This window comes from Pseudomonas koreensis (assembly GCF_036668835.1).
Classification (GTDB): domain Bacteria; phylum Pseudomonadota; class Gammaproteobacteria; order Pseudomonadales; family Pseudomonadaceae; genus Aquipseudomonas; species Aquipseudomonas koreensis_I.
Map to the genome: position 1 here is coordinate 1,052,469 of NZ_JAZEVW010000001.1, position 24,912 is coordinate 1,077,380.

A 24,912-nucleotide genomic window follows, 5' to 3' on the forward strand; every position below is an offset into this window, starting at 1 on the left:
TAAAATGTGGACAGATTACATTACAGATAAAAAACAATGGCTAGCCATCTTCGGAGATGGCTATACACCGCCAAATCTCAGCATCTCTCACGCCATATTTAGCGACAATGCAATAACCTTAAAGCTGTTCAGCAATCTCACAGGCGACAGCTACCCAGCAAAATGGATAAAAAACGGATATAACGAATGCGCATTTGACTTAATCATCAACAATGTAACAACGGTGGAGATTATAAATTTCAGCTTCTACGGACCTCTAGATCTAAAAATTAAAAATAATGACAATAAATATGAGATAAATGCAACGATTAACATGCTATGCAATTTCACCTGCAGTGCTAGCGCGATATTTATAACAAATATAAAAGCGTACCACAATGACGGAGCAGTTTAGTTTCGAAATCCGAAACCACCACTTTCTATAAATATAGAACCATAGACAAAGCGAAACTTCCAACACTTATCTTAATCTCGCCAAACCATTAAAACATTAACGACAACCAAATCAAAATAAAGCCAAAGCGCGCCAAACAAACAAACAAACAAACAAACAAACAATTAAATTAAGAAAAGGGGACAGATTTATTTTCTGATCGAAATCAGAAAATAAATCTGTCCCCTTTTTTCTTCACCTCGTCAGCCGCCGAATCAATCCCGACGGCAGCCAACTGCGCTACCGCTACGACAACTCGCGTCTGTTGCTCACTGAAATTGAAAACGAGCGCGGCGAGCACTATCACCTTGATTACTACGCCAACGGCCTGATTCAGCAGGAAACCGGCTTCGACGGCCGCCGCACCGCGTACGAATACGACCTCAACGGCCAACTGCTGAAGAAAACCGAGTTCGGCGACGACGGTAGCGAACTGGGTACCGAATACCAGCGCGATGCCGCAGGCCGTTTGCTGGTCAAGACGCTGCCCGATGGCGCAGAGATTCACTACAGCTACGACGCGCTTGGTCGCCTGGTCAACGTCGACGACGGCCATTGGCCGCTCGCTTATGAATACGACGTGCAAGATCGCTTGATCACCGAGCATCAGGGCTGGGGCACCACGCGTTACGCATACGACAATGTCGGCCAACTCAGCCACTGCCGTCTGCCGGATGGCTGCACGCTCGATTACCGTCATTTGTCCGGTGGACGCCTGAGCAGCATCGACCTGAACGGTTCACGCCTGACCAGCCACCAATTCAATGCAGGCCGCGAGCAACAGCGCCAACAAGGCTTGCTGCTTAGCCAATACCAATACGATGAACAGGGCCGACTACAGGCCCACAGCGTCAGCCAACGGGACAAACACCTGTTCCAGCGTCGCTACAACTACGACGCCAACGGCAACCTCGCCGGAATCGACGACAGCCGCAAAGGCAACCGCAGCTATCACTACGATCCACTCGACCGACTGATCAGCGTACGCGGCGCCATGCCAGAGAGCTTCGCTCACGACCCGGCAGGCAACCTCCTCGGACAAAATGACCTGCCCGCGGCCAACCTCGCCAACGTCAAAGGCAATCGCCTGCTCATGCAGGGCGACCGCCACTACGACTACGACGCGTACGGCAACCTGATTCGCGAACGTCGCGGAACCGGCCAAAAGCTCGTCACCGAATACCGCTACGACTGCCAGCACCGCCTGATAGGCGTCAGCCTGCCGGGTGGCAGCACCGCAAGCTACAAATACGACGCTTTTGGCCGCCGCATCGAGAAAACCGTCGACGGCCACACAAATCAAACTCGGCGACTTTCCAAGAGAGTTTAAAATCATTGCAGACACGTTTATTTCGGAATGCAGGATTGACGATACCGTGCAAGGCTATGTGGACATCCCAGAGCTTGCGACAGTTGATTACCCGACTTTTAACAAACTTCTCAACACCCATCCAAATCTAGCAGCAAGTTTGATCGAAGATTATCTTTACTTCTAACTCTTCTATCATCTTTTTCAAAACCCAACCAACCCACAATTGGTTATCAATAACATCAACAGGGTATATACAGAAAAAGATTCAATAATAATCACGGGAGACACATACCCATTCAAATACTTCTAGCAGAAGGAAACTTGCTCGACGGCAGGCCCGCCGACTCGGACCTCAACGGTCGACTGTTGAATAACACCGATCTGGCGACGAAGTCAGTGCGCTAATCACCGATTGCTAGTGATCTATTTGCCAGCTCTATTACGCGGATAGTACCAAATGTATGTACAGAGCCAGCCGCAAGAGCAATGTCCACCATCGGGACAAAGATCGGTTCAACGCCGTTACGAGAACGACTGAAACGCATGAAGTCTAGCTAACGTAAAAGGGCAACCGCCTGCTGATGCCCGGCGATCGCCACTACGATTACACGCTATCACCCCCCGCCAACCGCACCTGCCTCTCCAACTCCACCTTCAACCCCGGCTCCAGCTTCAACTGCCGCGCCAGCTCATCCAGGTAGCTTTTCTCCATAAAGCTCTCCTCATCCACCAGCATCACACTGGCGATGTACATCTCCGCCGCCATTTCCGGCGTGCTCGCGGCGCGGGCGACGTCGGTGGGGTCGAGGGGTTTGTTGAGTTCGGCGTGGAGCCAGTGTTGCAGTTCCTGGTCGTTGTCGAGTTTGCTGAATTCGCCTTCGATCAGTTCGCGCTCGCGCTCGTCGATGTGGCCGTCGGCTTTGGCGGCGGCGACCAGGGCTTTGAGGATGGCCTGGCTGTGTTGTTCGACTTGCGCCGGTGGCAGGCGGTCGAGGGTTTGCGGTTCGTTTTGGGGGGCGCTGCCTTTTTGCGCGTTGTAGTTGCCGTAGGCCTTGTAGGCCAGCACACCGAGTGCGGCGAGGCCGCCGTAGATCGCGACTTTGCCGCCGACCTTGCGCACTTTTTTGTTGCCGAGCAGCAGGCCCATGGCGCCGGCCGCCAGTGCGCCACCGCCTGCGCCGGAAAGCAGGCCGCCGAGGCCGCTGGCGCCTGACGAGCCGCCGAGCAAGCCGCCCAGCCCGCCGGCAGCCGACTTGTTCGATGCGCCGCCAGCCTTGTTCTGCAGCAGGTCCTGGCCGGATTTGAGCAGTTGATCGAGCAATCCACGGGTGTTCATGTTCCGCCTCCAAACAGGGGTTATCCGGATCTGTAAGGCCCTCAGCCTAGTGCGAAAGTGCCCGAAGCGGCCGGGCGAGTGTGCTTCGAGATGTTGCTCGCATTCAGAATTGAAGTCTGCGGCTGACCTTGAAAAAACCGATCTACACTTCAGCCCAGCGCGAAATCTCCATCGCCGAGGTCGAGAGGCGCCCGCCCCGCCACGGCCATCTCTGACTACGCTAATAACAAGCCGCCCACGGCATGCTGCACCGCGTTCACCACTGCCCCGACCATAATATGAAGAAGAGGGATCAACCATGTTCGTGCACAAGACCGCACTGTTCAGTGCAATCACCACGGCCGTGCTGGCCAGTGCCAGCCTGCAGGCTGCCGAGCCGCTGAAGGCTGTCGGGGCTGGCGAAGGTCAGCTGGATATTGTGGCGTGGCCGGGTTACATCGAGCGTGGCGAGAGCGACAAGGCGTATGACTGGGTGAGCGGTTTCGAGCAGGAAACCGGCTGCAAGGTCAACGTCAAGACCGCCGCGACTTCCGACGAGATGGTCAGCCTGATGGCCAAGGGTGGTTACGATCTGGTCACTGCGTCCGGCGATGCGTCACTGCGGTTGATCGCTGGCAAGCGTGTACAGCCGATCAACACGGCGTTGATCCCGAACTGGAAGTCCCTCGACCCGCGCCTGAAAGATGCGCCGTGGTACGTGGTCAACCACCAGACTTACGGCACTCCGTATCAGTGGGGACCGAACGTGTTGATGTACAACACCAACGTGTTCAAGACGGCGCCGACCAGTTGGAGCGTGGTGTTCGCCGCGCAGGATCTGCCCGATGGCAAGGCCAACAAGGGACGCGTGCAGGCGTATGACGGCCCGATCTATATCGCCGACGCGGCGCTGTACCTGAAATCGACCAAGCCCGAATTGGGCATCAAGGATCCGTATCAACTCACCGAGGATCAGTACAAAGCCGTGCTCGATCTGTTGCGCGCGCAGCAGCCGTTGATTCATCGCTACTGGCATGACACCACGGTGCAGATGAGCGATTTCAAAAACGAAGGCGTGGTCGCTTCCGGCGCCTGGCCGTATCAGGTCAACGGCCTGATCAACGAGAAGCAGCCGATCGCGTCGACTATCCCCAAAGAAGGCGCCACGGGCTGGGCCGATACCACCATGCTGCACACCGAGGCCAAGCACCCGAACTGTGCTTACAAATGGATGGACTGGTCGCTGAAGCCGAAAGTCCAGGGCGATGTGGCGGCATGGTTCGGTTCGTTGCCGGCAGTGCCGGCGGCGTGCAAAGAGAGCGAATTGCTCGGCGCCGAGGGCTGCAAGACCAATGGTTTCGACCAGTTCGACAAGATCGCTTTCTGGAAAACCCCGCAGGCTGAGGGCGGCAAGTTTGTGCCGTATAGCCGCTGGACGCAGGACTACATTGCGATTATGGGCGGACGCTAGATTTAAACAGCGACGCGATCGGCTCCCTCTTCCCCTCGCCCCCTTGGGGGAGAGGGCTGGGGTGAGGGGGTGGCTTTTGACGCCTTTGATTTCAGAGCAATGGCAGAAATGGCTGCACTCACCCCCCGCCCTCTCCCGGAGGGAGAGGGAGCTAAAAGCAGAGCGCGTTCGCAGCGATATTTCAGGGTTGCAGGACGGCCGCCACGGCAGACCTCGCCTTTCCGGAGCACCGCACCATGACGCTTGCAGTCCAGTTCACCAACGTTTCCCGGCAGTTCGGTGAAGTGAAGGCCGTTGATCGGGTGTCCATCGATATCGAGGACGGTGAGTTCTTTTCCATGCTCGGTCCTTCCGGCTCGGGCAAGACCACCTGCCTGCGCCTGATCGCCGGTTTCGAGCAACCCAGCGCCGGCTCGATCCGCATTCACGGCGCCGAAGCCGCCGGTTTGCCGCCGTATCAACGTGACGTCAACACGGTTTTCCAGGATTACGCATTGTTCCCGCACATGAACGTGCTCGACAACGTCGCTTACGGTTTGAAGGTCAGAGGCGTGGGCAAAGCCGAGCGCCACCAGCGTGCCGAAGAAGCTTTGGACATGGTCGCGCTCGGCGGTTATGGCTCACGCAAACCGGTGCAGTTGTCTGGCGGTCAGCGTCAGCGTGTCGCCCTCGCCCGCGCTTTGGTCAATCGCCCGCGCGTGCTGTTGCTCGATGAGCCGTTGGGGGCGCTCGATCTGAAATTGCGCGAGCAAATGCAAAGCGAGCTGAAGAAGCTGCAACGTCAGCTCCGCATCACTTTCATCTTCGTCACCCACGATCAGACCGAAGCGCTGTCTATGTCCGATCGCGTCGCGGTGTTCAACAAGGGCCGCATCGAGCAGGTCGATAGCCCGCGCAATCTGTACATGAAGCCGAGCACCACGTTTGTCGCCGAATTCGTCGGTACCTCGAACGTGATACGCGGCGATCTGGCGCGGGAAATCAGCGGCCATCCACAGCCGTTTTCGATCCGCCCGGAACACGTGCATTTCGCCGAAGGCCCACTGGCCAGCCACGAAATCGAAGTCAGCGGCCTGCTGCAGGATATCCAGTATCAGGGCAGCGCCACGCGCTATGAATTGCAGCTGGAAAACGGCCAGACCCTGAGCATCAGCCAGGCCAACAATCAATGGCTCGACAGCGGCGTACAGCTACAGACCGGCCAGCGTTTGAGCGCACGCTGGGCACGGGAAGCGATGATCGCGCTGCACGACACCGTGGCTAGCGGGGTATGAAATGAGCTCGCTCGCGATGACTTCGTCGCCACCGTTGCGCAGGTTTTCCGACCTGCTCTACCGCAAGCCGAATCTGTATCTGTCGATGTTGCTGGTGCCGCCGCTGCTGTGGTTCGGCGCGATCTATCTGGGCTCGTTGCTGGTGCTGTTGTGGCAAGGTTTCTACACCTTCGACGACTTCACCATGGCGGTGACCCCGGACCTGACGCTGGCCAATTTTGCTGCGCTGTTTCAGCCCTCGAATTTCGACATCATCCTGCGCACACTGAGCATGGCGATTGTCGTGTCGATCGCCAGCGCCGTCATCGCGTTCCCGATTGCCTATTACATGGCGCGCTACACCAGCGGCAAGACCAAGGCATTTTTCTACATCGCGGTGATGCTGCCGATGTGGGCCAGTTATATCGTCAAGGCCTATGCGTGGACGTTGCTGCTGGCTAAGGGCGGCGTGGCGCAGTGGTTCGTCCAGCACCTGGGGCTGGAGCCCGTATTGCTGTTCATTCTGGGGATTCCCGGAGTTGGTGGCAGCACCTTGTCGACCTCTCATCTGGGGCGGTTCATGGTATTCGTCTACATCTGGCTGCCGTTCATGATTCTGCCGATCCAGGCATCGCTGGAACGTCTGCCACCATCGCTGCTGCAGGCCTCGGCCGACCTTGGCGCAAAGCCGCGTCAGACCTTTATGCAAGTGATCCTGCCGCTGTCGATTCCGGGGATTGCCGCAGGTTCGATCTTCACTTTTTCGCTGACGCTGGGCGATTTCATCGTGCCGCAACTGGTCGGGCCGCCGGGCTACTTCGTCGGCAGCATGGTATACGCGCAGCAGGGTGCAATCGGCAACATGCCGATGGCCGCGGCGTTCACCCTGGTGCCGATCGTGCTGATCGCGGTTTACCTGTCCATCGTCAAACGACTGGGGGCTTTCGATGCACTCTGACGCTTCAGCACAAGGGCGTGCGTCTTTGGGTTTGAAAATCGCAGCCTGGGGTGGGCTGGTGTTTCTGCACTTCCCGATCCTGATCATCTTTCTCTATGCCTTCAACACCGAAGAAGCCGCGTTCAGTTTTCCGCCGAAGGGCTTCACCCTGCGCTGGTTCAGCGTGGCGTTTTCCCGGCCGGATGTTTTGGAGGCAATCAAGCTGTCGCTGCAGATCGCCGCCATCGCTACGCTGATCGCGATGGTGCTTGGCACGTTGGCGTCGGCGGCGTTGTACCGGCGGGATTTTTTCGGCAAACAGGGCATTTCGCTGATGCTGATCCTGCCGATTGCGCTGCCGGGGATCATCACCGGGATCGCCTTGCTGGCAACGTTCAAGACGCTGGGGATCGAACCGGGCATGTTCACCATCATCGTCGGCCACGCGACCTTCTGCGTGGTGATCGTCTACAACAACGTCATCGCTCGCCTGCGCCGTACTTCGCACAGTCTGATCGAGGCCTCGATGGATCTCGGTGCCGACGGCTGGCAGACCTTCCGCTACATCATCCTGCCCAACCTTGGCTCGGCGATGCTGGCGGGTGGCATGTTGGCGTTTGCGCTGTCGTTCGATGAAATCATCGTCACCACGTTCACCGCCGGGCATGAGCGCACGCTGCCGTTGTGGCTGCTCAACCAGTTGAGCCGGCCACGGGATGTGCCAGTGACCAATGTCGTGGCGATGCTGGTGATGATGGTCACCATGCTGCCGATTCTCGGAGCGTATTACCTGACGCGCGGCGGCGAGAGCGTTGCCGGTAGCGGCGGAAAATGAATACCTGACAGACCACACACAACCCCTGTGGGAGTGAGCCTGCTCGCGAAGAGGCCGTCACATCCAGCATTGATGTCACCTGACACACCGCCTTCGCGACCAGGCTCGCTCCCACAGTTTTCAAACCGGTTTCGGCAGAACAATAGAGGACACAGCTATGCAAACCCGACTCTTGATCAACGGCCAACTGGTCAACGGCGAAGGCCCTGCCCAACCGGTGCTTAACCCGGCGCGGGGCGAAGTGCTGGTGGAAATCAATGAAGCCAGCGAAGCCCAGGTCGATGCCGCCGTGCGCGCCGCCGACAACGCCTTCACCGAGTGGTCGCAAACCGCGCCGAAAGACCGCTCACTGTTGCTGCTCAAACTCGCTGACGCCATCGAAGCCCATGGCGAAGAACTGGCCAAACTCGAATCCGACAATTGCGGCAAACCCTACAATGCCGCGCTCAACGACGAGATTCCGGCGATTGCCGATGTGTTCCGCTTCTTCGCTGGCGCCAGCCGCTGTATGAGCGGTTCGGCCGCTGGCGAATATTTGCCCGGTCACACTTCGATGATCCGTCGCGATCCGGTCGGAGTGATCGCCTCCATCGCGCCGTGGAATTACCCGCTGATGATGGTCGCCTGGAAAATCGCCCCGGCGCTGGCCGCCGGTAATACCGTAGTACTCAAGCCGTCGGAACAGACCCCGCTGACGGCGTTGCGTCTGGCCGAACTGGCGTCGGAGATCCTCCCCGCTGGTGTACTCAATCTGGTGTTCGGTCGCGGTGCTACCGTTGGCAGTCCGCTGGTCAGCCATCCGAAAGTGCGCATGGTGTCGCTGACCGGTTCTATTGCCACCGGGTCGAACATCATTTCCAGCACCGCCGACAGCGTTAAACGCCTGCACATGGAATTGGGCGGCAAGGCGCCGGTGATCATCTTCGACGATGCCGATATCGACGCTGCGGTAGACGGCATTCGTACCTTCGGTTTCTACAACGCCGGGCAGGACTGCACCGCCGCGTGCCGGATCTACGCGCAGCAAGGTATTTACGACAAATTCGTCGAGAAACTCGGCGCGGCGGTCAGCACGATCAAATACGGCGTGCAGGATGCCCCCTCCACCGAGTTGGGCCCGCTGATCACCGCACAACACCGCGACCGCGTCGCCGCTTTCGTCGAACGCGCCGTGGCGCAGCCGCACATCCGGTTGATCACTGGTGGCAAGGCTGTTGAAGGCAATGGGTTCTTCTTCGAACCGACGGTACTGGCCGATGCGCAGCAGGATGACGAGATCGTCCGCCGTGAAGTATTCGGCCCAGTGGTTTCGGTAACGAAATTCACCGATGAAGCACAAGCGCTGGAGTGGGCCAACGATTCCGACTACGGCCTCGCCTCCTCCATCTGGACGTCCGATGTGGGACGCGCGCATCGCCTGTCAGCCCGTTTGCAGTACGGCTGCACTTGGGTCAACACGCACTTCATGCTCGTCAGCGAAATGCCCCACGGCGGTCAGAAAATGTCCGGATATGGCAAGGACATGTCGATGTATGGGCTGGAGGACTACACCACGGTTCGGCATGTGATGTTCAAGCACTGAAACAAGCATCGCCAGCAGGCTGCTTCCACAGAGGAAACGCATTCTAAATGCCGGAGCCAGCCTGCTGGCGATTGCGGCAGCCCCCATTAAATAATCAGGAGGGCGTAATCAACTGGACCGAGGGGAAGTAATTACGATACCGCTTGGAATCCCTGGTTAACAACGGCAGCTTCTTCACCGCTGCATGTGCTCCGATAAAGAAATCCGCCAGCACGTTTTGCTTGCCACCACCCACTTTCCGGTAGCGTACAAACGCCTTGCCGGCCAGAAAAAGTGCAGGCCGCGGAATTTCCTGCACGACCAGCCCTAGCTGATTAACCACCTCATCCAGGGTCTCGAAAGTTGAGAACGTCTGCGACAGTTCTGCGTAAACGATTGGGTTAATCACCAGATCATGGATCAATGACTGCGACCGGAGTTGCTGAATAGACCATTCAGCCCAAACAGGATCGTCCTCCAGAACGTCGATCAATACGTTGGTGTCGACCAGAACCATCAATCATCACCCCGAAGTAACGCCATCAAATCATCGGTTCGCCACTTGATGTCCGCCTTGCCACGAACCGCATCAAATCGATCCGGTGCCGTTGTCTGCTCTCCAGCGTGTCTGGCACTGTGCAAAACCACTTCGCCCTGTTCATTGACACTGAACTCAACGGCCGAGCCCGGCGTCAGTTGAAGGGCGTCACGTATTGGTTTCGGAATAGTGACCTGGCCCTTGCTCGTCATGGTTGTCGTCATGTGGTGCTCCAAGAGTATTACTCGTATGAACAACGTAATACCTGTTACCGGGATCTGCAACCGCCACATATTGTAGGAATTCTCCCCTCAACTCGAAGGAAACGCCTACTTCAAAACCTGCCTGCATGCCCCCCATTGAACTGTGGCTAACGCGCGATGTGTTCGCTTCGAAAAAGGGGGCGGGCTTTGCAGCCCGCCCCCTTTCAGTTTTCACGTTAAAACCGCGAAACACTCCGCATCGCATCCACCAGATACCTCATCGCAATCCGGTCATTCTCGGAAAGCTCTCGATAACGCTCAACCAGTTTCAATTCTTCCGAACTGAGCCGGCGTCTTCTGCGCCCGCTGCCCAAGCATGGAAAGATCCCTAACATTTCGGTGATGCCGTGTATTTTCGCCATGGACGATGTCCTTCTCTGATGAGTCAAGAAACTGCTGAACCTCACATCGCCCTGCCTCTTTTGAGCAGTGTCGTGTGCCCCGTCGACACGAAGGCTTGTAGCCGGTCTTGCTCCATAGAATAGGAATTAAATCGGCGCTGAAAAGCAGTTTTTAGAGTAATTAATCGAAAAAAGCAGTTATGCCCTTTAAATCAGATGACCCTGTCAGAAAAATTACAGACATGTCTTGTTTCATTGCCAGTTGACGCCACGCAAACAAGGCTTTTTGCTCGACAATCGAACCGATTAAGCTAGCGGGCATCTGTTTATAGTCCGTTGCGTTTGGCCGAAGGCATGACCGAACCGTAATTTCCGATCCGCTACGTGCCAGGAACGGCACGGGATTGCACACGACAGGTTGTATATATGCATCGCAGGAATTTGCTCAAAGCGTCCATGGCCATTGCGGCCTACACCGGTCTTTCGGCCACTGGCCTGCTGGCCACCCGTGCATGGGCAGCCAATGGCGGCGCCGCCGATGGCGAGGCGCAGGCGTTCGATTTCGAGGCGCTCAAGCGCCAAGCCAAGCAACTGGCCGGCAGCGCCTATCAGGATACGAAACAGGTATTGCCGCCGACGCTGGCGACGATGACGCCGCAGAATTTCAACGCGATCCGCTACGACGGCGAGCATTCGTTGTGGAAGGAAAACAAAGGCCAGCTGGACGTGCAATTCTTCCACGTCGGCATGGGTTTCCGTCAGCCGGTGCGCATGTACAGCGTCGATCCAAAGACACGCATGGCGCGCGAGGTGCATTTCCGTCCGGCACTGTTCAACTACGAGAACACTTCGGTCGACACCCAGCAGTTGAAAGGCGATCTGGGTTTCGCCGGGTTCAAACTGTTCAAGGCACCGGAACTGGATCGGCATGATGTGGTGTCGTTTCTCGGCGCCAGTTATTTCCGTGCAGTCGATGCGACTGGCCAATATGGCCTCTCGGCGCGGGGGCTGGCGATCGACACCTACGCCAAGAAGCGCGAAGAATTCCCGGACTTCACCAAATTCTGGTTCGAGACGCCCGACAAGAACGCCACGCGTTTTGTGGTCTACGCCTTGCTCGACTCGCCGAGCGCCACCGGTGCCTATCGCTTTGATATCGATTGCCAGGCCGAACGCGTGGTGATGGAAATCGACGCCCATATCAATGCGCGTACCGCCATCGAACAGCTGGGCATTTCGCCGATGACCAGTATGTTCAGCTGTGGCACCCACGAACGGCGTATGTGCGACACCATTCACCCGCAAATCCACGACTCGGATCGCCTGGCCATGTGGCGTGGCAACGGCGAGTGGATCTGCCGACCGCTGAACAACCCGGCTACTCTGCAATTCAACGCCTTTGCCGACAAGGATCCGAAGGGCTTCGGTCTGCTGCAGACCGATCACGAATTCGCCAACTATCAGGACACGGTCGACTGGTACAGCAAGCGTCCGAGCCTGTGGGTCGAGCCTACAACCGCGTGGGGCGAAGGCTCCATCGATCTGCTGGAAATCCCTACAACCGGCGAGACCCTGGACAACATCGTGGCGTTCTGGACGCCGAAGAAGCCGGTGGCTGCCGGCGATTCGCTGAATTACGGCTACAAGCTCTACTGGAGCGCGTTGCCGCCCGTGGGCACGCCGTTGGCGCGGGTGCACGCGACCCGTTCCGGCATGGGTGGTTTCACCGAAGGCTGGGCACCGGGCGAGCATTATCCGAAGGTGTGGGCGCGACGCTTTGCCGTGGACTTCACCGGTGGCGGTCTGGAGCGCTTGCCGCTGGGCACCGGGATCGAACCGGTGGTGACCTGCTCGAACGGCAAGGTGCAGGATTTCAGCGTGCTGGTGCTGGATGACATTAAGGGTTACCGGATCCTGTTCGACTGGTACCCGACCAATGACAGCGTCGAGCCGGTGGAACTGCGCCTGTTTATCCGCACCAATGACCGCACGCTGAGCGAGACCTGGCTGTACCAGTATTTCCCGCCGGCGCCGGACAAGCGCAAATACCCTTGAGGATTTGAGGCGCCAGTTCTGGCGCCATTCGCGAGCAGGCTCGCTCCAACAGGAGTACAGATTCCAACTGTGGGAGCGAGCCTGCTCGCGAAGAGGCCAACTCAGGCAATATAAATGTTCAGGACACAAAAAAGCCCCGACCCTCACCGGCTCGGGGCTTTTGCTTTTCAGCCTCGATCAATCCCGCAAATCAGATTCATGAATCGGCTGATCCCGATGGGTCGCGCGCTGATACTGCGCCGGCCACACTGCTTTGCGCCCACCCAGATCATCATCGGCATGCAGCGGCCAGTACGGATCGCGCAGCAGCTCCCGGGCAAGGAAAATGATATCGGCCTGACAGGTGCGCAAAATGTGCTCGGCCTGCGCCGGCTCGGTAATCATGCCTACGGTGCCAGTGGCAATGCCTGACTCTTTGCGCACCCGCTCGGCGAAGCGCGTTTGATAACCCGGCCCGACCGGAATTTCCGCATTGGCCGCCGTACCGCCAGAGGACACATCAATCAGATCGGCCCCCAGCGTGTGCAGGCGCCGCGCGAGCTCCACGGTTTCATCCGGGTTCCAGCCGTCTTCCACCCAGTCGGTGGCGGACACCCGAACAAACACCGGCAGTTCTTCCGGCCACACCGCCCGCACCGCTTCGGTGACTTGCAGCACCAGCCGGATACGATTTTCGAACGAGCCGCCGTACTGATCCTGACGCTGATTACTCAGCGGCGAGAGAAACTGATGTAGCAGATAACCGTGCGCAGCATGCACCTCGACCACGCTGAAACCCGCCGTCAATGCGCGTTTGGCGGCATCGACGAAGGCTTCAATGACGGCGGCGATCTGCCCTTCATCCAGCTGTTTCGGTTGTGTGTGCTGCGGGTCGAAAGCGATCGGTGACGGACCGACCGGCGTCCAGCCACCCTCCTCGGGTTTGACGCTGCCGTGCTTGCCGATCCACGGCCGATGGGTGCTGGCCTTGCGCCCGGCGTGGGCCAGCTGGATGCCGGCAACTGCGCCCTGTGCATTGATGAAGCGAGTGATGCGTTGCAACGGGGCAATCTGCTCGTCGTTCCACAGGCCAAGGTCTTCGGCGGTAATCCTCCCGTCGGCCGTAACCGCCGTGGCTTCGGTAAACACCAGCCCGGCGCCGCCCACCGCGCGACTGCCCAGGTGCACCAGATGCCAGTCATTGGCTAGGCCGTCGACGCTGGAGTATTGGCACATCGGCGAGACGGCGATGCGGTTGGGCAGGGTCAGTTGGCGCAGGGTAAAAGGTTCAAGCAGCAGACTCATGGGGCACCTCTCGAATCAGTGGGCAGGCTCCAGGGTTCTGTTTGAAAAGTCGACGAGTGACAGAAAAAGGTGCAGCACCCGCCCCCGCGGGCAAAAATTCGACAAGACGTCACAAGGCCAATCAAGCAGTGCTTAGAGCCTAGTCGACAACGCGGGAAGAAGCAGGGTTCAGAGTGATTCAGTGTGTGAAAACAGCTTTCGCGAGCAGGCTCGCTCCCCCATGGACAACACCGGACCTGTAAGAGTGAGCCTGCTCGCGAAGGCCCTAACGCGGTTCAATATGAGCAATCATCAACTGCACCGTCTCATTGCCGCGAAACTCGTTAACGTCGAGCTTATAAGCCAGTTCCACCCACTGAATGGTCGGATTCGGCCAGACATCCCGATCAATACCAAACGCAATGCCATCGAGCTTCACCGAGCCACATTCGCTTTTCAGCACCACTTTCAAATGCCGCTCGCCAACCACGCGCTGTTCGACCAACTGAAACACGCCATGAAACACCGGTTCCGGAAAATGCTGTCCCCAAGGCCCGGCATGGCGCAACGCGCGGGCCAGTTCGAGGTGGAATTCCTCGACCGCCAGGGTGCCATCGGTGAGCATGCGCCCGGTCAGGTCTTCCTCGCGAAGTTGCCGGCGCACTTCGGCGTCGAAGGCCTCGGCGAATAACGGAAAATTTTCCTGCGCCAGGGTCAGACCGGCCGCCATCGCGTGGCCACCGTACTTGGCGATCAGGTTCGGATGCTGCGCGGCGACCACGCTCAGCGCGTCGCGAATGTGAAAGCCCTGCACCGAACGTCCCGAGCCCTTGAGCAGGCCATCGCCGGCATCGGCAAAAGCGATGGTCGGGCGGAAATAACGCTCTTTCATCCGCGAGGCGAGGATGCCGATCACGCCTTGGTGCCAATCCGGGTCGAACAGGCACAGACCAAACGGCATCGACTCCACCGGCAGGTCCTTGAGCTGCGCCAGCGCTTCACGCTGCATGCCTTGCTCGATGGATTTACGGTCCTGGTTCATGCCGTCCAGTTTCGCGGCCATTTCCCGGGCCAGATTGGCATCGCTGGTGAGCAGGCATTCGATGCCCAGGCTCATGTCGTCCAGACGCCCGGCGGCGTTAAGACGCGGGCCGACAATAAAGCCCAGATCCGTGGAAGTGATACGCGCGGCGTCACGCTTGGCCACTTCCAGAATCGCTTTGATCCCCGGCCGCGCCCGGCCGGCGCGAATCCGCTCGAGCCCCTGGTGCACCAGGATGCGGTTGTTGGCGTCCAGCGGCACCACGTCGGCGACGCTGCCCAGCGCTACCAGATCAAGCAATTCACCGATGTTCGGTTGCGGCTTGCTCTCGTACCAGCCGAGGCTGCGCAGGCGGGCGCGCAACGCCATCAGCACGTAGAAGATCACGCCGACACCCGCCAGCGCCTTGCTCGGAAATTCGCAGCCCGGCTGGTTCGGGTTGACCAGCGCATCGGCCTGCGGCAACTCATCGCCGGGCAAGTGGTGGTCGGTGATCAGCACTTTCAGGCCGGCGCGTTTCGCCGCGGCGACGCCTTCGACGCTGGAGATGCCGTTGTCGACCGTGATGAGCAATTGCGGCTCGCGGGTCAGCGCGACGTCGACGATTTCCGGGGTCAGGCCGTAGCCATATTCGAAACGGTTCGGCACCAGATAATCGACATGGGCCGCACCCAGCAGACGCAAACCCAGCACGCCAACGGTGCTGGCCGTGGCGCCGTCCGCATCGAAGTCGCCGACGATGAGGATGCGCTGGCGTTGCTCCAGCGCGGTCACCAGCAGGTCGACGGCGGCATCGATGCCCTTGAGTTGCTGGTACGGGATCAACCGCGCCAGGCTCTTGTCCAGCTCGGCCTCGGACTGCACGCCCCGCGCCGCGTACAGGCGGGTCAGCAGCGGTGGCAGATCACCCAGAAAGGGCAGCGTGGCGGGCAGTTGACGAGGTTCGATACGCATGGGGTGACAGAGACTTCTCTTGGTTACGTGGGTTATTGCGGTGCTGGCGCGGGATCAGCCGCGCTCACCTTGCAGCCATTGCAACTGGACTTCGTGCTGGCCACGGTCGTCGGTGACGAAGACCGTGCCTTCGCTGATCATCACGTCCCACTTGATGACGCGCGGCATGTCCTTGGCGAGGGTTTCCAGCACTTCTTGCGGGACTGCGGCGATGTTGACGTTCTTGAGGTTCTTGATCGCCGGGATCACCTTGGTCTCCCAAACGCGCAGGCTGCCGTAGGCCAGCAGGCTGGTGCGCTCGGTACGACGCGAGCACCAGGTCAGGCGATCGACGTCCGGCTGACCGACTTCGATCCAGTGCAGAACGCGGTCGTCCAGGCTCTTTTCCCACAAGGCCGGTTCATCCACGTCCGACAGACCACGGCCAAACGACAACTGCTCGTTGTACCAGAGGGCGTAGGCCAGCAGGCGCACGGTCATGCGCTCTTCGGTTTCCGAAGGGTGACGGGCGATGGTCTGCTTGACGCTCTCGTAGACGCTGCGGTCGAGGTCGGTGAGGTTCAGTTCGAATTTATAGGTAGTGGACGGCTGGGCCATGAACGGGCTTCTTGATACGAGGAAAGTCGGCAAGTCTAACCGATGCCGTGGGCAATCATCGAGTTGATGGCGATCAAGCTGCGGCGTCTGACGGCCGGCTATGTTAAAACGCTGTATCCGCTCAGCCTTGGCCTACAGGATTTCGCATGCCGTTCACCAGCAAACCGCTCTCGGGTCTGAAAGTCATCGAATTGGGAACATTGATTGCCGGGCCTTTTGCCTCGCGTATTTGCGGCGAGTTCGGCGCCGAAGTGGTCAAGATCGAATCGCCGGACGGCGGCGATCCCCTGCGCAAATGGCGGAAGCTCTATGAAGGCACCTCGCTGTGGTGGTTTGTCCAGGCGCGCAACAAGAAATCGCTGACGCTGAACCTGAAGCACCCGGACGGTCTGGCGATCCTGAAACAACTGCTCAGCGAAGCCGACATTCTCATCGAAAACTTCCGCCCCGGCGTGCTGGAAAAGCTCGGCCTGAGCTGGGAAACCCTGCACGCGCTGAACCCGAAACTGGTGATGGTGCGCCTGTCCGGTTTCGGCCAGACCGGGCCGATGAAAGACCAGCCCGGTTTCGGCGCGGTCGGCGAGTCCATGGGTGGTTTGCGTTACATCACCGGTTTTGAAGATCGTCCGCCCGTGCGCACCGGGATTTCCATCGGCGATTCGATTGCTGCGCTGTGGGGCGTGATCGGCGCGCTGATGGCGCTGCGGCACCGCGAAGTCAACGGCGGCCTTGGCCAGGTCGTCGATGTCGCGCTGTATGAGGCGATTTTCGCGATGATGGAAAGCATGGTGCCGGAGTTCGATGTGTTCGGCTTCATCCGCGAGCGCAGCGGCAATATCATGCCGGGCATTACACCCTCCTCCATTCACACCAGTGCCGACGGCAAGCATGTGCAGATTGGCGCCAACGGCGATGCGATCTTCAAACGCTTCATGCTGATCATCGGTCGTGAAGACCTGGCCAACGACCCGGCGCTGGTCAGCAATGACGGACGCGACAGCCGCCGCGACGAGCTGTACGGAGTCATTGATCGCTGGGTCAATTCGCTGCCGCTGGAAACCGTGCTCGACCTGCTTAATCAGGCCGAAGTGCCGGCCAGCCGGATCTTCAGCGCCGAGGACATGTTCAGCGATCCGCAGTACCTGGCGCGAGAAATGTTCCTGCATGCGAAACTGCCCGACGGCAAGGATTTCAAGATGCCCGGCATCGTGCCGAAATTGTCAGAGACACCCGGCAGTTCCGAATGGGTCGGACCGCAACTGGGTGAGCACAATGCGCAGGTACTCCACGACCTTGGCTACGACGAAAAGCAGATCGCCAGGTTACGCGAAGACGGAGCCATTTAAGCTGAAGCGCCGACTGCCCTCGCCTGCCGACCGCGCACAGTCCGGGTGGACGTGGCGGCTGTTGGGCCTGCTGTGTCTGCTTATTTTGTCAGGCGCAGCGCAGGCAAAACCGACGCTGATCTGGTTGTTGCGCGACCTGCCGCCAATGACCATTTTCGAGGGTCCGAAAAAGGGTCAGGGCGTCATCGATCATTTGCTGCCGCTGCTGATCGCCGGTATGCCGCAGTACGAACACACACTGCTGCGTGTCAATCGCGCCCGCGGTTTGCAAATGCTCCAGGAACACTCGTTTGCCTGCGATCCGGCACTGCTGTGGAGCAAGGAGCGTGCGCGGTGGATTGTGTATTCGATACCGGCGATCCGCGCCGTAAGCAACGGTCTGGTGGTGCGCCAAAAGGATCGCGCAGTGCTTGCGCCTTATCTGGTGGAAGGAGAGGTTGATCTGGCGGCTTTGCTCGCGGCGCCTGAACGCAAGGTCGGCATCGTCGCCGAACGCAGCTATGGCGAATTCATCGACAACCTGTTGCAGCAGGCGCCGCGTGGCGCATTGACGCCACACTACGGCAACGACGCGTTGAGCAATCTGCTATCGATGCAGCGTCTGGGCCGCTTGCAAGTGGTATTGGGTTACTGGCCGGAGATCCGTTATCAGGCCACTCAGGCGCAGATCGCCGAGAATGAACTGGCGTTCTACCCGATTCGCGGTACGCAGCAATATCTCTCGGGGCATGTGGCGTGCTCCAATTCCGCCGAGGGACGTCAGGCCATTGCTGAGATCAACAGTCTGCTGCGCACCTTGCCCCACGAACCGCTCAATCAGCTGTACGCCGATTGGCTCGACCCGGAGCGGCGGGCGGACTATCTGCAACAGGCCCGCGTATTTTTCGAACACCAGACCGCGCAATGAAAAAAATCGCGGGCAAAAAGAAACCCCGAGAAGTGGGGAGACAACTCGGGGTTAAACGTGGCCTACATAAAGACCCGTAGCAGCAAGCGACAAGCACCGGAGCACAATGCTTGATCCTGCTGTTATGGGGTCTGACTGACAGGAACGCAGGAAGGTTCCCACAAAAAATATTTCATCTTTACAACGCTGCCTGCTTGTCCAGCGCGGCGTTGCGCAAGGCCGCGATCACGCAGGGTTCGAGCCGGCCTTCGGCGATCAGCACGTCGCGGTGCAGACCATCGACGACATCGGTGAGCAGACGCTTGTCGGTCAATTGCGCCTGATTGAATTCGCGCTCCACCACGATGGCGCCGTGACTGTTCTTCAGCGTCACCAGGCATTGGCCATGGCGGCCGCTGGGGGTCAACGAAACCTGATACGGGCTCAGAGCCTCACCGAGCAATAGACTGATACTTTCCATCTCGATCTCCACTCAATAGTCCGAAAACTGTGCGCCTGGGGCGTGTACACCATAAATGACCACCGGCCCGAGAAGAAAGTTCTGCGTATCGATTGCCTCCCTGTCGCAGCGTCACCGGCCTGAGAGAGCATGCACGGCGAAGATGACAGAAAAACTTCCTTACGCCTTACACACCGAGTGGCGACGAAGCGGCACTCAGATAGCTGTCGAGCAAACCTCGCATCAGCACCGCCGACACCGGCGTCTGCAGGCGCCCCAACAAACGCACGCCGTGCTCGTCCAACAGCGGCTCGAGATCGTTCAGCAGACTCGCTGCAACCGTACCCAGCAGTATTACCGAACGCGCTTGCTGGCGGGCCGCCAGATGCTGCATCAGCGCAAGGCCATCACCGCCCTTGAGTTGCGGATCACAGATAGCGATGTCGACCGCACCGCGGTACTCCAGCGACGCCAAGGCCGCTGCCAGCGACGATGCGGTGAGAACGTCATAAATGCCGACGGCATTGAGCATTTGGTGCAATGCCATAAGCTGAAACGGATTGGGTTCAAGTATCAGGACTTTAAGCGAGCGCATAGGCGACCTCTGGAGCGACAATCGCGGACTCTCACCGCAGTGGTTGTCACTCTAGGCCAGCCGTCCTAAGCCTCCCATCGGAAAAGTAGCCGCGTCTTATAGGACATTTCCCATCTTCATTGCGGACACTGGCACCCGCTTTCCGCCCGGCGCTGAGAGATGTCCGTCCAGCCGCCCAACAACCCGCGCAATTTACCGTCGGCGCTGTAGAACGGCACGGTCCATTGATAGACCTCGCGCGGGCCGTTATTGAACTGCAAGCGGCGTTTGCTGAAGCGCGACTTGCGCGTGCGCAACTGCAGCATGAATTCCTCGTGCAGCATCAACGCGGTGGCTTCGGGCAGCGTGTCGAGCTCGATCAGCATGCGCCCGATGGCCTGATCCAGACGCACCGATAACGCCTCCTCATAGCTGCGGTTGCAGGTGATCAGTCGCCCGTGCAAATCGCGAACGAACACCGGGTCAGGCAAGGCGTCGATCAATGCGTGCTGGAACGCCAGTTGATCGCCCAGATCCTTTTCTGCCGCCCGACGCAGCTTGATCACCGCCGTCAGTCGCCGATTCCAGACCAATGACAGCAAGCCAAACATGCCTAGCCCGCCCATGGCCCAGCAAGCCCACTGGAACAGTTGCTCGCCGACGGTAGGCACGGGCACCGGCGCTATGCCTTCCAGCCATTTCAGGCGGATCGCGCGTAGCTCGGCGGGCGGAAAGGCCTCCAGAGCCTTGTTGAGAATCCCCAGAAGCTGCGGCATGCCTTTGCGCACCGCGAGGTTGTCCGCCTCCCACTTGCCCTCGACCAGCCCACCGACCTTGAGCAGACCCAACGGATAAAGCTGCGCGCCGATTTCATTTTCGATGGTGGCATAGGCTTCGCCGCTTTCCACCAGCGCCCGTGCCTCGGCGTAGGTCTTGACCGAATGCATCACGATGGTCGGAAAGTCGCGTCTGATCGTGTCCTCCAGGGCATGCCGAGCCGGCAGCACCAGCCTGCGTCCGGCCAGTTGCTCGAAAGATTCCAGCCGCGGCGCGTCGGCACGCCCGACAAACACCCACCCCGCCCCACCAAAGGCGTGGCTGTAATCGAGGAATGCCTTGCGCTCCTCGCTGATCGCCAACGTCGTACTGATGTCCGCCGCACCGCTCTTCAGGCGCTCGAGCATGTGATCGGTGGAGAACGATTCCTGGTGCACGAACTGCAGCCCGGTCATCGCCGTCACTCGCTTGAGCACATCGTTGTTCAAACCGCTCCACTGGCCGTGTTCGTCCTGAAACAGATACAGCGGGTATTGCAACGACGCCACCGTCACCGTCGGGTTATCGCGAATCCACTCGCGCTCGTGTGCAGCCAGTTCGATGGGCTGTACGTTGTGCGCCGCGGCATCGCCGTGCAGCACCAGTTGCGCCGCCACACTGCAGCGCATCAGCCCCAGCAATCCGCACAACAACACCCCGACCAGTGCCGGTTTCAAACCTATATCAAACCGCATTGCCACTTCCTTCGTGATCGACTCACCCGTCCTGCGTGGGTGAAAACCCGAGCAGTGTGGCAGCGAAAACAAAAAAGCCCGTCAGGAGACGGGCTTCAAAATGTGACAGCATTGGCTGGCTTACAGCGGCTTGCCGCGGTTGCCATGCTGACTGACAAAGGCCTGTACGGCTTTCAGCTCGTTCGGCAAAACGGTGCAGCGCTCGTTTCGCTCAAACAAATCAGAAAGATGTGCAGGCAGTTCGAGCGCTTTTCCTACACCGGCTTTCTCCACTGCGTCCGGGAATTTCACCGGATGCGCAGTGCCGAGGATCACCATCGGGATGTCCAGGCTGCGACGGCACTCGCGCGCGGCCTTGACGCCGATCGCGGTGTGCGGATCCAGCACCTCACCGGTCCGTGCATAGACTTCGGCGATGGTCTCGCAGGTTTGCGCATCGTCCACCGCCAGCGAGTCGAACAGTTTGCGCGCTTCGGTCCAGCGTTCCTGTTCGACGCTGAAACCACCACCCTGTTTGAACGAGTCCATCAACCCGGCGATCGCTGCACCGTTGCGACCGTGCAGGTCGAACAGCAAGCGTTCGAAGTTCGACGAGACCATGATGTCCATGGACGGCGACAGCGTGGCGTGCAGGGTTTCCTTGACGTACTGGTTGCCGCTCATGAAGCGGTGCAGGATGTCGTTGCGGTTGGTGGCGACGATCAACTGGTTGATCGGCAGGCCCATGTTGCGCGCCAGGTAACCGGCGAAAATGTCGCCGAAGTTGCCGGTCGGTACCGAGAAAGACACCGAACGCGCCGGCCCGCCCAACTGCAGCGAGGCGTGGAAGTAGTAAACGATCTGGGCCATGATCCGCGCCCAGTTGATCGAGTTCACCGCCACCAGACGCGTGCCTTTGAGGAAGCTCTGGTCGGCGAAGCTGTTCTTGACCATTTCCTGGCAGTCGTCGAAGTTGCCTTCGATGGCGATGTTATGAATGTTCTCGCCAACGATCGTGGTCATCTGTCGGCGCTGCACTTCGGACACACGGTTGTGCGGGTGCAGGATGAAGATGTCGACGTTTTCGCAGTGCTTGCAGCCTTCGATGGCCGCCGAACCGGTATCGCCGGAGGTGGCACCGACGATCACCACGCGCTCGCCGCGCTTTTCCAGCACGTAGTCGAGCAGACGACCAAGCAGTTGCAGGGCGAAGTCCTTGAACGCCAGGGTCGGGCCGTGGAACAGCTCCATCACCCATTCGTTGCCGTTGAGCTGACGCAACGGCGCCACTGCGCTGTGAGCGAAGACCGCGTAGGTTTCTTCAAGAATCTTCTTGAAATCGGCGTCGGGAATGCTGCCGGTCACGAACGGACGCATCACCCGGAAGGCCAGTTCGTGATACGGCAGGCCGGCCCAGGAAGCGATTTCTTCCTGGGTGAAACGTGGCAGGTTTTCCGGGACGTACAAACCGCCGTCCGTGGCCAGACCGGCCAGCAGGACCTCTTCGAAATTCAGGGCCGGTGCCTGGCCGCGAGTACTGATATATCGCATGGGGGGCAAACCTTCGGTTTGAGCTGCAAGCTACGAGCTACAAGCTTCAAGTAAAAGCCGATCTGCTTTGTCTTGCCGCTTGCAGCTTGCCGCTTGCCGCTGCTGTTAATTCAAATGTTCGACGCGGATCCGTACGACCGGGCCGTCAACGCCTGCGAGAGCTTCAAGTGCGGCGATCGCATCGTTGATACGCTGCTCGACCACGCGGTGGGTCAGCAGGATCATCGGCACCAGGCCGTCATGCTCTTCGACTTCCTTCTGCATGATCGATTCGATATTGATGCCGCGCTCCGACAGAATGCTCGCCACCTGAGCGAGAACGCCCGGATGGTCCTTGGCCTGGATGCGCAGGTAGTAGGCGCTTTCGCAGGCTTCGATCGGCAGGATCGGATGCGCCGACAGCGAGTCCGGCTGGAAGGCCAGGTGCGGTACGCGGTTTTCCGGGTCGGAGGTCATCGCGCGGACCACGTCGACCAGGTCCGCGATCACCGACGAAGCGGTCGGCTCCATGCCAGCGCCGGCGCCGTAGAACAGCGTCGAACCGGCCGCGTCACCGTTGACCATCACCGCATTCATCACGCCGTTGACGTTGGCGATCAGGCGATCGGCCGGGATCAGCGTCGGGTGCACGCGCAACTCGATACCTGCAGCGGTGCTGCGCGCCACGCCCAGGTGCTTGATGCGGTAGCCCAGCGCTTCGGCGTAATTCACGTCAGCGGTGGTCAGCCTGGTGATGCCTTCGGTGTACGCCTTGTCGAACTGCAGCGGAATACCGAACGCGATCGAGGCCAGGATGGTCAGCTTGTGCGCCGCATCGATGCCTTCGACGTCGAAGGTCGGATCGGCTTCGGCATAACCCAGCGCCTGCGCTTCGGCCAGCACGTCTTCGAAGGTACGGCCCTTCTCGCGCATTTCGGTGAGGATGAAGTTACCGGTGCCGTTGATGATCCCCGCGACCCAGTTGATGCGGTTGGCCGACAGGCCTTCACGAATCGCCTTGATCACCGGAATGCCACCGGCTACCGCTGCTTCGAATGCCACGATCACGCCTTTCTCGCGTGCCTTGGCGAAGATCTCATTACCGTGAACGGCTATCAGCGCCTTGTTCGCGGTGACCACATGCTTGCCATTCTCGATGGCCTTGAGTACCAGCTCGCGGGCAACGGTGTAGCCGCCCATCAGCTCTATGACGATGTCGATCTCAGGGTTCGTGGCCACTTCGAAGACATCGTTGGTAATCGCAATACCGGTCGTCTGGAACTGAGGCTTTGGCGTGCGCATGGCAATTTGTGCCACTTCGATCCCACGCCCGGCACGACGAGCAATTTCCTCGGCGTTGCGCTGAAGTACGTTGAAGGTACCGCCACCGACGGTCCCTAACCCACAGATGCCTACTTTGACCGGATTCACTGTGAACTCCCCATGAAACGGCCGACGCAGGGTCGGCCGGAAAACAACCGCGTGCTCGCGGCTCTCTATTGATGGCCCGGCGATGTGGCTGCCGGACCATGATCGTCAGCGGCGGACCGTGACGATGCGAATTACTTCGCGCCCAGCGCCAGTTTGGCGACTTGTGGCGCAGGCTGGTAGCCCGGAATGACTTGCCCGTCGGCCAAAACGATGGCCGGTGTGCCATTCACGCCGATCGACTGACCGAGGGCGAACTGCCTGGAAACCGGGTTATCGCACTTGGCGGCCTTGATTTCCTTGCCGTCGACCATTTTGTCCATGGCCGCTTTCTTGTCTTTCGAGCACCACACCGCTTGCAGTTGCTCGTCACCCGGCGAATTCAGGCCCTGACGCGGGAACGCAACGTAACGCACTTCGATGCCGCGCTTGTTCAGCTCCGGCACTTCGGCGTGCAGTTTGTGGCAGTACGGGCAGGTGGTGTCGGTGAACACGGTGATGTGCGACTTGGTTTCGCCGACCGCCGGGTAGACCACGGTTTCAGCCACCGGAATGGCGTTGATCAGCTTGGAGATGCCTAGGCGTTCGGTCTTCTCGGTCAGGTTGACCGGTTTGCCGTTCGCCAGTTGGTACAGGTTGCCCTGAACGATGTACTGGCCGTCGGCACTGGCGTACAGCACGCGGCTGCCCTTGAGCTTGACTTCGTACATGCCCGGCAATGGGCTGGCGCTGATGCTTTCGACCGGAACCTCGAGTTCGAGCTTTTCCAGGCTTTGACGAATGGCTTTATCGGCCGCGTCATCGGCGGCGGCAAAGGTGCTGACCAACGCAAGGGCTGCGGCGGCGAAAATCTGGGTCAGACGCATGAGAACTCCTGAAGGCGGACAAATGGAACGATCAGAACGCCCGTGCCGGAACACCGGGTCATAACCGCCCATCGTGCAAACCGGCAAAGCCTAACACATAAGGTCACGGTGGCCGAATGCGCCGGTCGCCGCACTTTCACGACGACATATCCCCTGGTGGGA

General features: G+C 59.2%; 22 protein-coding genes and 1 pseudogene. 10 read left to right on the forward strand and 13 right to left on the reverse strand.

Annotated elements, in window-relative coordinates; genetic code table 11:
- Positions 1 to 4: 4 nt before the first annotated feature.
- Both V6F91_RS04765 and V6F91_RS04770 read left to right on the forward strand, forming a co-directional pair.
- Positions 5 to 394 (forward strand): hypothetical protein, encoded by a 390-nt coding sequence (locus V6F91_RS04765; protein ID WP_332762733.1) that lies wholly within the window; start codon positions 5 to 7, stop codon positions 392 to 394.
- Between the two features lie 232 nt (positions 395 to 626).
- Positions 627 to 1,736, forward strand: a pseudogene (locus V6F91_RS04770) (type IV secretion protein Rhs); the annotation flags it as partial.
- Positions 1,737 to 2,349: 613 nt separating this feature from the next.
- Here the strand turns inward: V6F91_RS04770 and V6F91_RS04775 are convergent.
- Positions 2,350 to 3,081: a tellurite resistance TerB family protein gene (locus V6F91_RS04775; protein WP_332762734.1), complete on the reverse strand. Its 732-nt coding sequence runs from the start codon at positions 3,079 to 3,081 to the stop codon at positions 2,350 to 2,352.
- 298 nt (positions 3,082 to 3,379) lie between these two features.
- Here V6F91_RS04775 and ydcS point away from each other — a divergent pair, with 298 nt between their 5' ends.
- The 5 genes from ydcS to V6F91_RS04800 all read left to right on the forward strand — a co-directional run bounded on the left by ydcS (position 3,380) and on the right by V6F91_RS04800 (position 9,138).
- Positions 3,380 to 4,531, forward strand: coding sequence for a putative ABC transporter substrate-binding protein YdcS (ydcS, locus tag V6F91_RS04780; protein ID WP_332762735.1), 1,152 nt, complete (start codon positions 3,380 to 3,382; stop codon positions 4,529 to 4,531).
- Between the two features lie 236 nt (positions 4,532 to 4,767).
- Positions 4,768 to 5,805 (forward strand): ABC transporter ATP-binding protein, encoded by a 1,038-nt coding sequence (locus V6F91_RS04785; protein WP_332762737.1) that lies wholly within the window; start codon positions 4,768 to 4,770, stop codon positions 5,803 to 5,805.
- A 16-nt stretch (positions 5,806 to 5,821) separates the two neighbouring features.
- Complete coding sequence (locus tag V6F91_RS04790) at positions 5,822 to 6,742, forward strand: ABC transporter permease (protein WP_423815314.1); 921 nt, start codon at positions 5,822 to 5,824, stop codon at positions 6,740 to 6,742.
- On the forward strand, positions 6,732 to 7,556 hold the full coding sequence (locus V6F91_RS04795) for an ABC transporter permease (protein WP_208938594.1): 825 nt from the start codon (positions 6,732 to 6,734) through the stop codon (positions 7,554 to 7,556). The genes V6F91_RS04790 and V6F91_RS04795 overlap by 11 nt, the downstream gene beginning before the upstream one ends.
- A 157-nt stretch (positions 7,557 to 7,713) precedes the next feature.
- Positions 7,714 to 9,138 (forward strand): gamma-aminobutyraldehyde dehydrogenase, encoded by a 1,425-nt coding sequence (locus V6F91_RS04800; RefSeq protein ID WP_332762740.1) that lies wholly within the window; start codon positions 7,714 to 7,716, stop codon positions 9,136 to 9,138.
- Between the two features lie 94 nt (positions 9,139 to 9,232).
- On the opposite strand, the gene V6F91_RS04805 is transcribed toward V6F91_RS04800, so the two are convergent.
- From V6F91_RS04805 to V6F91_RS04815, 3 genes are all read right to left on the reverse strand, one after another.
- Entirely contained in the window at positions 9,233 to 9,634 is a 402-nt protein-coding gene (locus tag V6F91_RS04805) for a type II toxin-antitoxin system VapC family toxin (RefSeq protein WP_332762742.1), read from the reverse strand.
- Positions 9,634 to 9,879: an AbrB/MazE/SpoVT family DNA-binding domain-containing protein gene (locus V6F91_RS04810; protein WP_093106915.1), complete on the reverse strand. Its 246-nt coding sequence runs from the start codon at positions 9,877 to 9,879 to the stop codon at positions 9,634 to 9,636. The genes V6F91_RS04805 and V6F91_RS04810 overlap by 1 nt, the downstream gene beginning before the upstream one ends.
- Before the next feature lie 215 nt (positions 9,880 to 10,094).
- Entirely contained in the window at positions 10,095 to 10,280 is a 186-nt protein-coding gene (locus V6F91_RS04815) for a hypothetical protein (protein ID WP_206415439.1), read from the reverse strand.
- A gap of 405 nt (positions 10,281 to 10,685) precedes the next feature.
- Here V6F91_RS04815 and V6F91_RS04820 point away from each other — a divergent pair, with 405 nt between their 5' ends.
- Entirely contained in the window at positions 10,686 to 12,314 is a 1,629-nt protein-coding gene (locus V6F91_RS04820) for a glucan biosynthesis protein D (RefSeq protein ID WP_332762744.1), read from the forward strand.
- A 177-nt stretch (positions 12,315 to 12,491) separates the two neighbouring features.
- Here V6F91_RS04820 and V6F91_RS04825 read toward each other — a convergent pair whose 3' ends face one another.
- The 3 genes from V6F91_RS04825 to V6F91_RS04835 form a co-directional block, all read right to left on the reverse strand.
- Complete coding sequence (locus tag V6F91_RS04825; RefSeq protein ID WP_332762746.1) at positions 12,492 to 13,598, reverse strand: NADH:flavin oxidoreductase/NADH oxidase; 1,107 nt, start codon at positions 13,596 to 13,598, stop codon at positions 12,492 to 12,494.
- A 265-nt stretch (positions 13,599 to 13,863) separates the two neighbouring features.
- The gene (gene recJ, locus V6F91_RS04830; RefSeq protein ID WP_332762747.1) at positions 13,864 to 15,573 is read right to left on the reverse strand and encodes a single-stranded-DNA-specific exonuclease RecJ; all 1,710 of its coding nucleotides are present in this window, start codon (positions 15,571 to 15,573) and stop codon (positions 13,864 to 13,866) included.
- A gap of 54 nt (positions 15,574 to 15,627) precedes the next feature.
- Positions 15,628 to 16,170 carry a YaeQ family protein gene (locus V6F91_RS04835; protein ID WP_093104404.1) on the reverse strand — a complete coding sequence of 181 codons (543 nt, stop codon included), beginning with the start codon at positions 16,168 to 16,170 and terminating at the stop codon, positions 15,628 to 15,630.
- Positions 16,171 to 16,316: 146 nt separating this feature from the next.
- Here V6F91_RS04835 and V6F91_RS04840 point away from each other — a divergent pair, with 146 nt between their 5' ends.
- Positions 16,317 to 17,516: a CaiB/BaiF CoA-transferase family protein gene (locus tag V6F91_RS04840; RefSeq protein WP_332762749.1), complete on the forward strand. Its 1,200-nt coding sequence runs from the start codon at positions 16,317 to 16,319 to the stop codon at positions 17,514 to 17,516.
- The gene (locus V6F91_RS04845; RefSeq protein ID WP_332762750.1) at positions 17,443 to 18,423 is read left to right on the forward strand and encodes a TIGR02285 family protein; all 981 of its coding nucleotides are present in this window, start codon (positions 17,443 to 17,445) and stop codon (positions 18,421 to 18,423) included. The genes V6F91_RS04840 and V6F91_RS04845 overlap by 74 nt, the downstream gene beginning before the upstream one ends.
- Before the next feature lie 178 nt (positions 18,424 to 18,601).
- Here the strand turns inward: V6F91_RS04845 and V6F91_RS04850 are convergent, their stop codons facing one another.
- From V6F91_RS04850 to dsbC, 6 genes are all read right to left on the reverse strand, one after another.
- The gene (locus tag V6F91_RS04850) at positions 18,602 to 18,883 is read right to left on the reverse strand and encodes a DUF3509 domain-containing protein (protein ID WP_332762751.1); all 282 of its coding nucleotides are present in this window, start codon (positions 18,881 to 18,883) and stop codon (positions 18,602 to 18,604) included.
- 166 nt (positions 18,884 to 19,049) lie between these two features.
- Entirely contained in the window at positions 19,050 to 19,457 is a 408-nt protein-coding gene (locus V6F91_RS04855; RefSeq protein WP_332762752.1) for a response regulator, read from the reverse strand.
- A 116-nt stretch (positions 19,458 to 19,573) separates the two neighbouring features.
- A complete protein-coding gene (locus tag V6F91_RS04860) occupies positions 19,574 to 20,947 on the reverse strand; it encodes a transporter substrate-binding domain-containing protein (protein WP_332762753.1) in 1,374 nt (457 codons plus the stop codon).
- Between the two features lie 120 nt (positions 20,948 to 21,067).
- Positions 21,068 to 22,477, reverse strand: a complete 1,410-nt coding sequence (thrC, locus tag V6F91_RS04865; RefSeq protein WP_332762755.1) for a threonine synthase — start codon at positions 22,475 to 22,477, stop codon at positions 21,068 to 21,070.
- Positions 22,478 to 22,582: 105 nt separating this feature from the next.
- Complete coding sequence (locus tag V6F91_RS04870; RefSeq protein WP_208938605.1) at positions 22,583 to 23,887, reverse strand: homoserine dehydrogenase; 1,305 nt, start codon at positions 23,885 to 23,887, stop codon at positions 22,583 to 22,585.
- Positions 23,888 to 24,018: 131 nt separating this feature from the next.
- Positions 24,019 to 24,750 carry a bifunctional protein-disulfide isomerase/oxidoreductase DsbC gene (gene dsbC / locus V6F91_RS04875; RefSeq protein ID WP_203420873.1) on the reverse strand — a complete coding sequence of 244 codons (732 nt, stop codon included), beginning with the start codon at positions 24,748 to 24,750 and terminating at the stop codon, positions 24,019 to 24,021.
- Positions 24,751 to 24,912 lie beyond the last annotated feature (162 nt).

What these genes read in the sequence shown, in the direction of transcription:
- V6F91_RS04850 (WP_332762751.1), bottom strand. Translation starts at nt 18,883, where the DNA reads ATGGAAAGTATCAGTCTATTGCTCGGTGAGGCTCTGAGCCCGTATCAG.
- V6F91_RS04765 (WP_332762733.1), top strand. Translation starts at nt 5, where the DNA reads ATGTGGACAGATTACATTACAGATAAAAAACAATGGCTAGCCATCTTC.
- V6F91_RS04810 (WP_093106915.1), bottom strand. Translation starts at nt 9,879, where the DNA reads ATGACGACAACCATGACGAGCAAGGGCCAGGTCACTATTCCGAAACCA.
- V6F91_RS04775 (WP_332762734.1), bottom strand. Translation starts at nt 3,081, where the DNA reads ATGAACACCCGTGGATTGCTCGATCAACTGCTCAAATCCGGCCAGGAC.
- V6F91_RS04800 (WP_332762740.1), top strand. Translation starts at nt 7,714, where the DNA reads ATGCAAACCCGACTCTTGATCAACGGCCAACTGGTCAACGGCGAAGGC.
- ydcS (WP_332762735.1), top strand. Translation starts at nt 3,380, where the DNA reads ATGTTCGTGCACAAGACCGCACTGTTCAGTGCAATCACCACGGCCGTG.
- V6F91_RS04855 (WP_332762752.1), bottom strand. Translation starts at nt 19,457, where the DNA reads ATGCGCTCGCTTAAAGTCCTGATACTTGAACCCAATCCGTTTCAGCTT.
- V6F91_RS04785 (WP_332762737.1), top strand. Translation starts at nt 4,768, where the DNA reads ATGACGCTTGCAGTCCAGTTCACCAACGTTTCCCGGCAGTTCGGTGAA.
- V6F91_RS04840 (WP_332762749.1), top strand. Translation starts at nt 16,317, where the DNA reads ATGCCGTTCACCAGCAAACCGCTCTCGGGTCTGAAAGTCATCGAATTG.
- V6F91_RS04845 (WP_332762750.1), top strand. Translation starts at nt 17,443, where the DNA reads ATGCGCAGGTACTCCACGACCTTGGCTACGACGAAAAGCAGATCGCCA.
- V6F91_RS04825 (WP_332762746.1), bottom strand. Translation starts at nt 13,598, where the DNA reads ATGAGTCTGCTGCTTGAACCTTTTACCCTGCGCCAACTGACCCTGCCC.
- V6F91_RS04860 (WP_332762753.1), bottom strand. Translation starts at nt 20,947, where the DNA reads ATGCGGTTTGATATAGGTTTGAAACCGGCACTGGTCGGGGTGTTGTTG.
- thrC (WP_332762755.1), bottom strand. Translation starts at nt 22,477, where the DNA reads ATGCGATATATCAGTACTCGCGGCCAGGCACCGGCCCTGAATTTCGAA.
- V6F91_RS04795 (WP_208938594.1), top strand. Translation starts at nt 6,732, where the DNA reads ATGCACTCTGACGCTTCAGCACAAGGGCGTGCGTCTTTGGGTTTGAAA.
- V6F91_RS04820 (WP_332762744.1), top strand. Translation starts at nt 10,686, where the DNA reads ATGCATCGCAGGAATTTGCTCAAAGCGTCCATGGCCATTGCGGCCTAC.
- V6F91_RS04805 (WP_332762742.1), bottom strand. Translation starts at nt 9,634, where the DNA reads ATGGTTCTGGTCGACACCAACGTATTGATCGACGTTCTGGAGGACGAT.
- V6F91_RS04815 (WP_206415439.1), bottom strand. Translation starts at nt 10,280, where the DNA reads ATGGCGAAAATACACGGCATCACCGAAATGTTAGGGATCTTTCCATGC.
- recJ (WP_332762747.1), bottom strand. Translation starts at nt 15,573, where the DNA reads ATGCGTATCGAACCTCGTCAACTGCCCGCCACGCTGCCCTTTCTGGGT.
- V6F91_RS04835 (WP_093104404.1), bottom strand. Translation starts at nt 16,170, where the DNA reads ATGGCCCAGCCGTCCACTACCTATAAATTCGAACTGAACCTCACCGAC.
- dsbC (WP_203420873.1), bottom strand. Translation starts at nt 24,750, where the DNA reads ATGCGTCTGACCCAGATTTTCGCCGCCGCAGCCCTTGCGTTGGTCAGC.
- V6F91_RS04790 (WP_423815314.1), top strand. Translation starts at nt 5,822, where the DNA reads ATGACTTCGTCGCCACCGTTGCGCAGGTTTTCCGACCTGCTCTACCGC.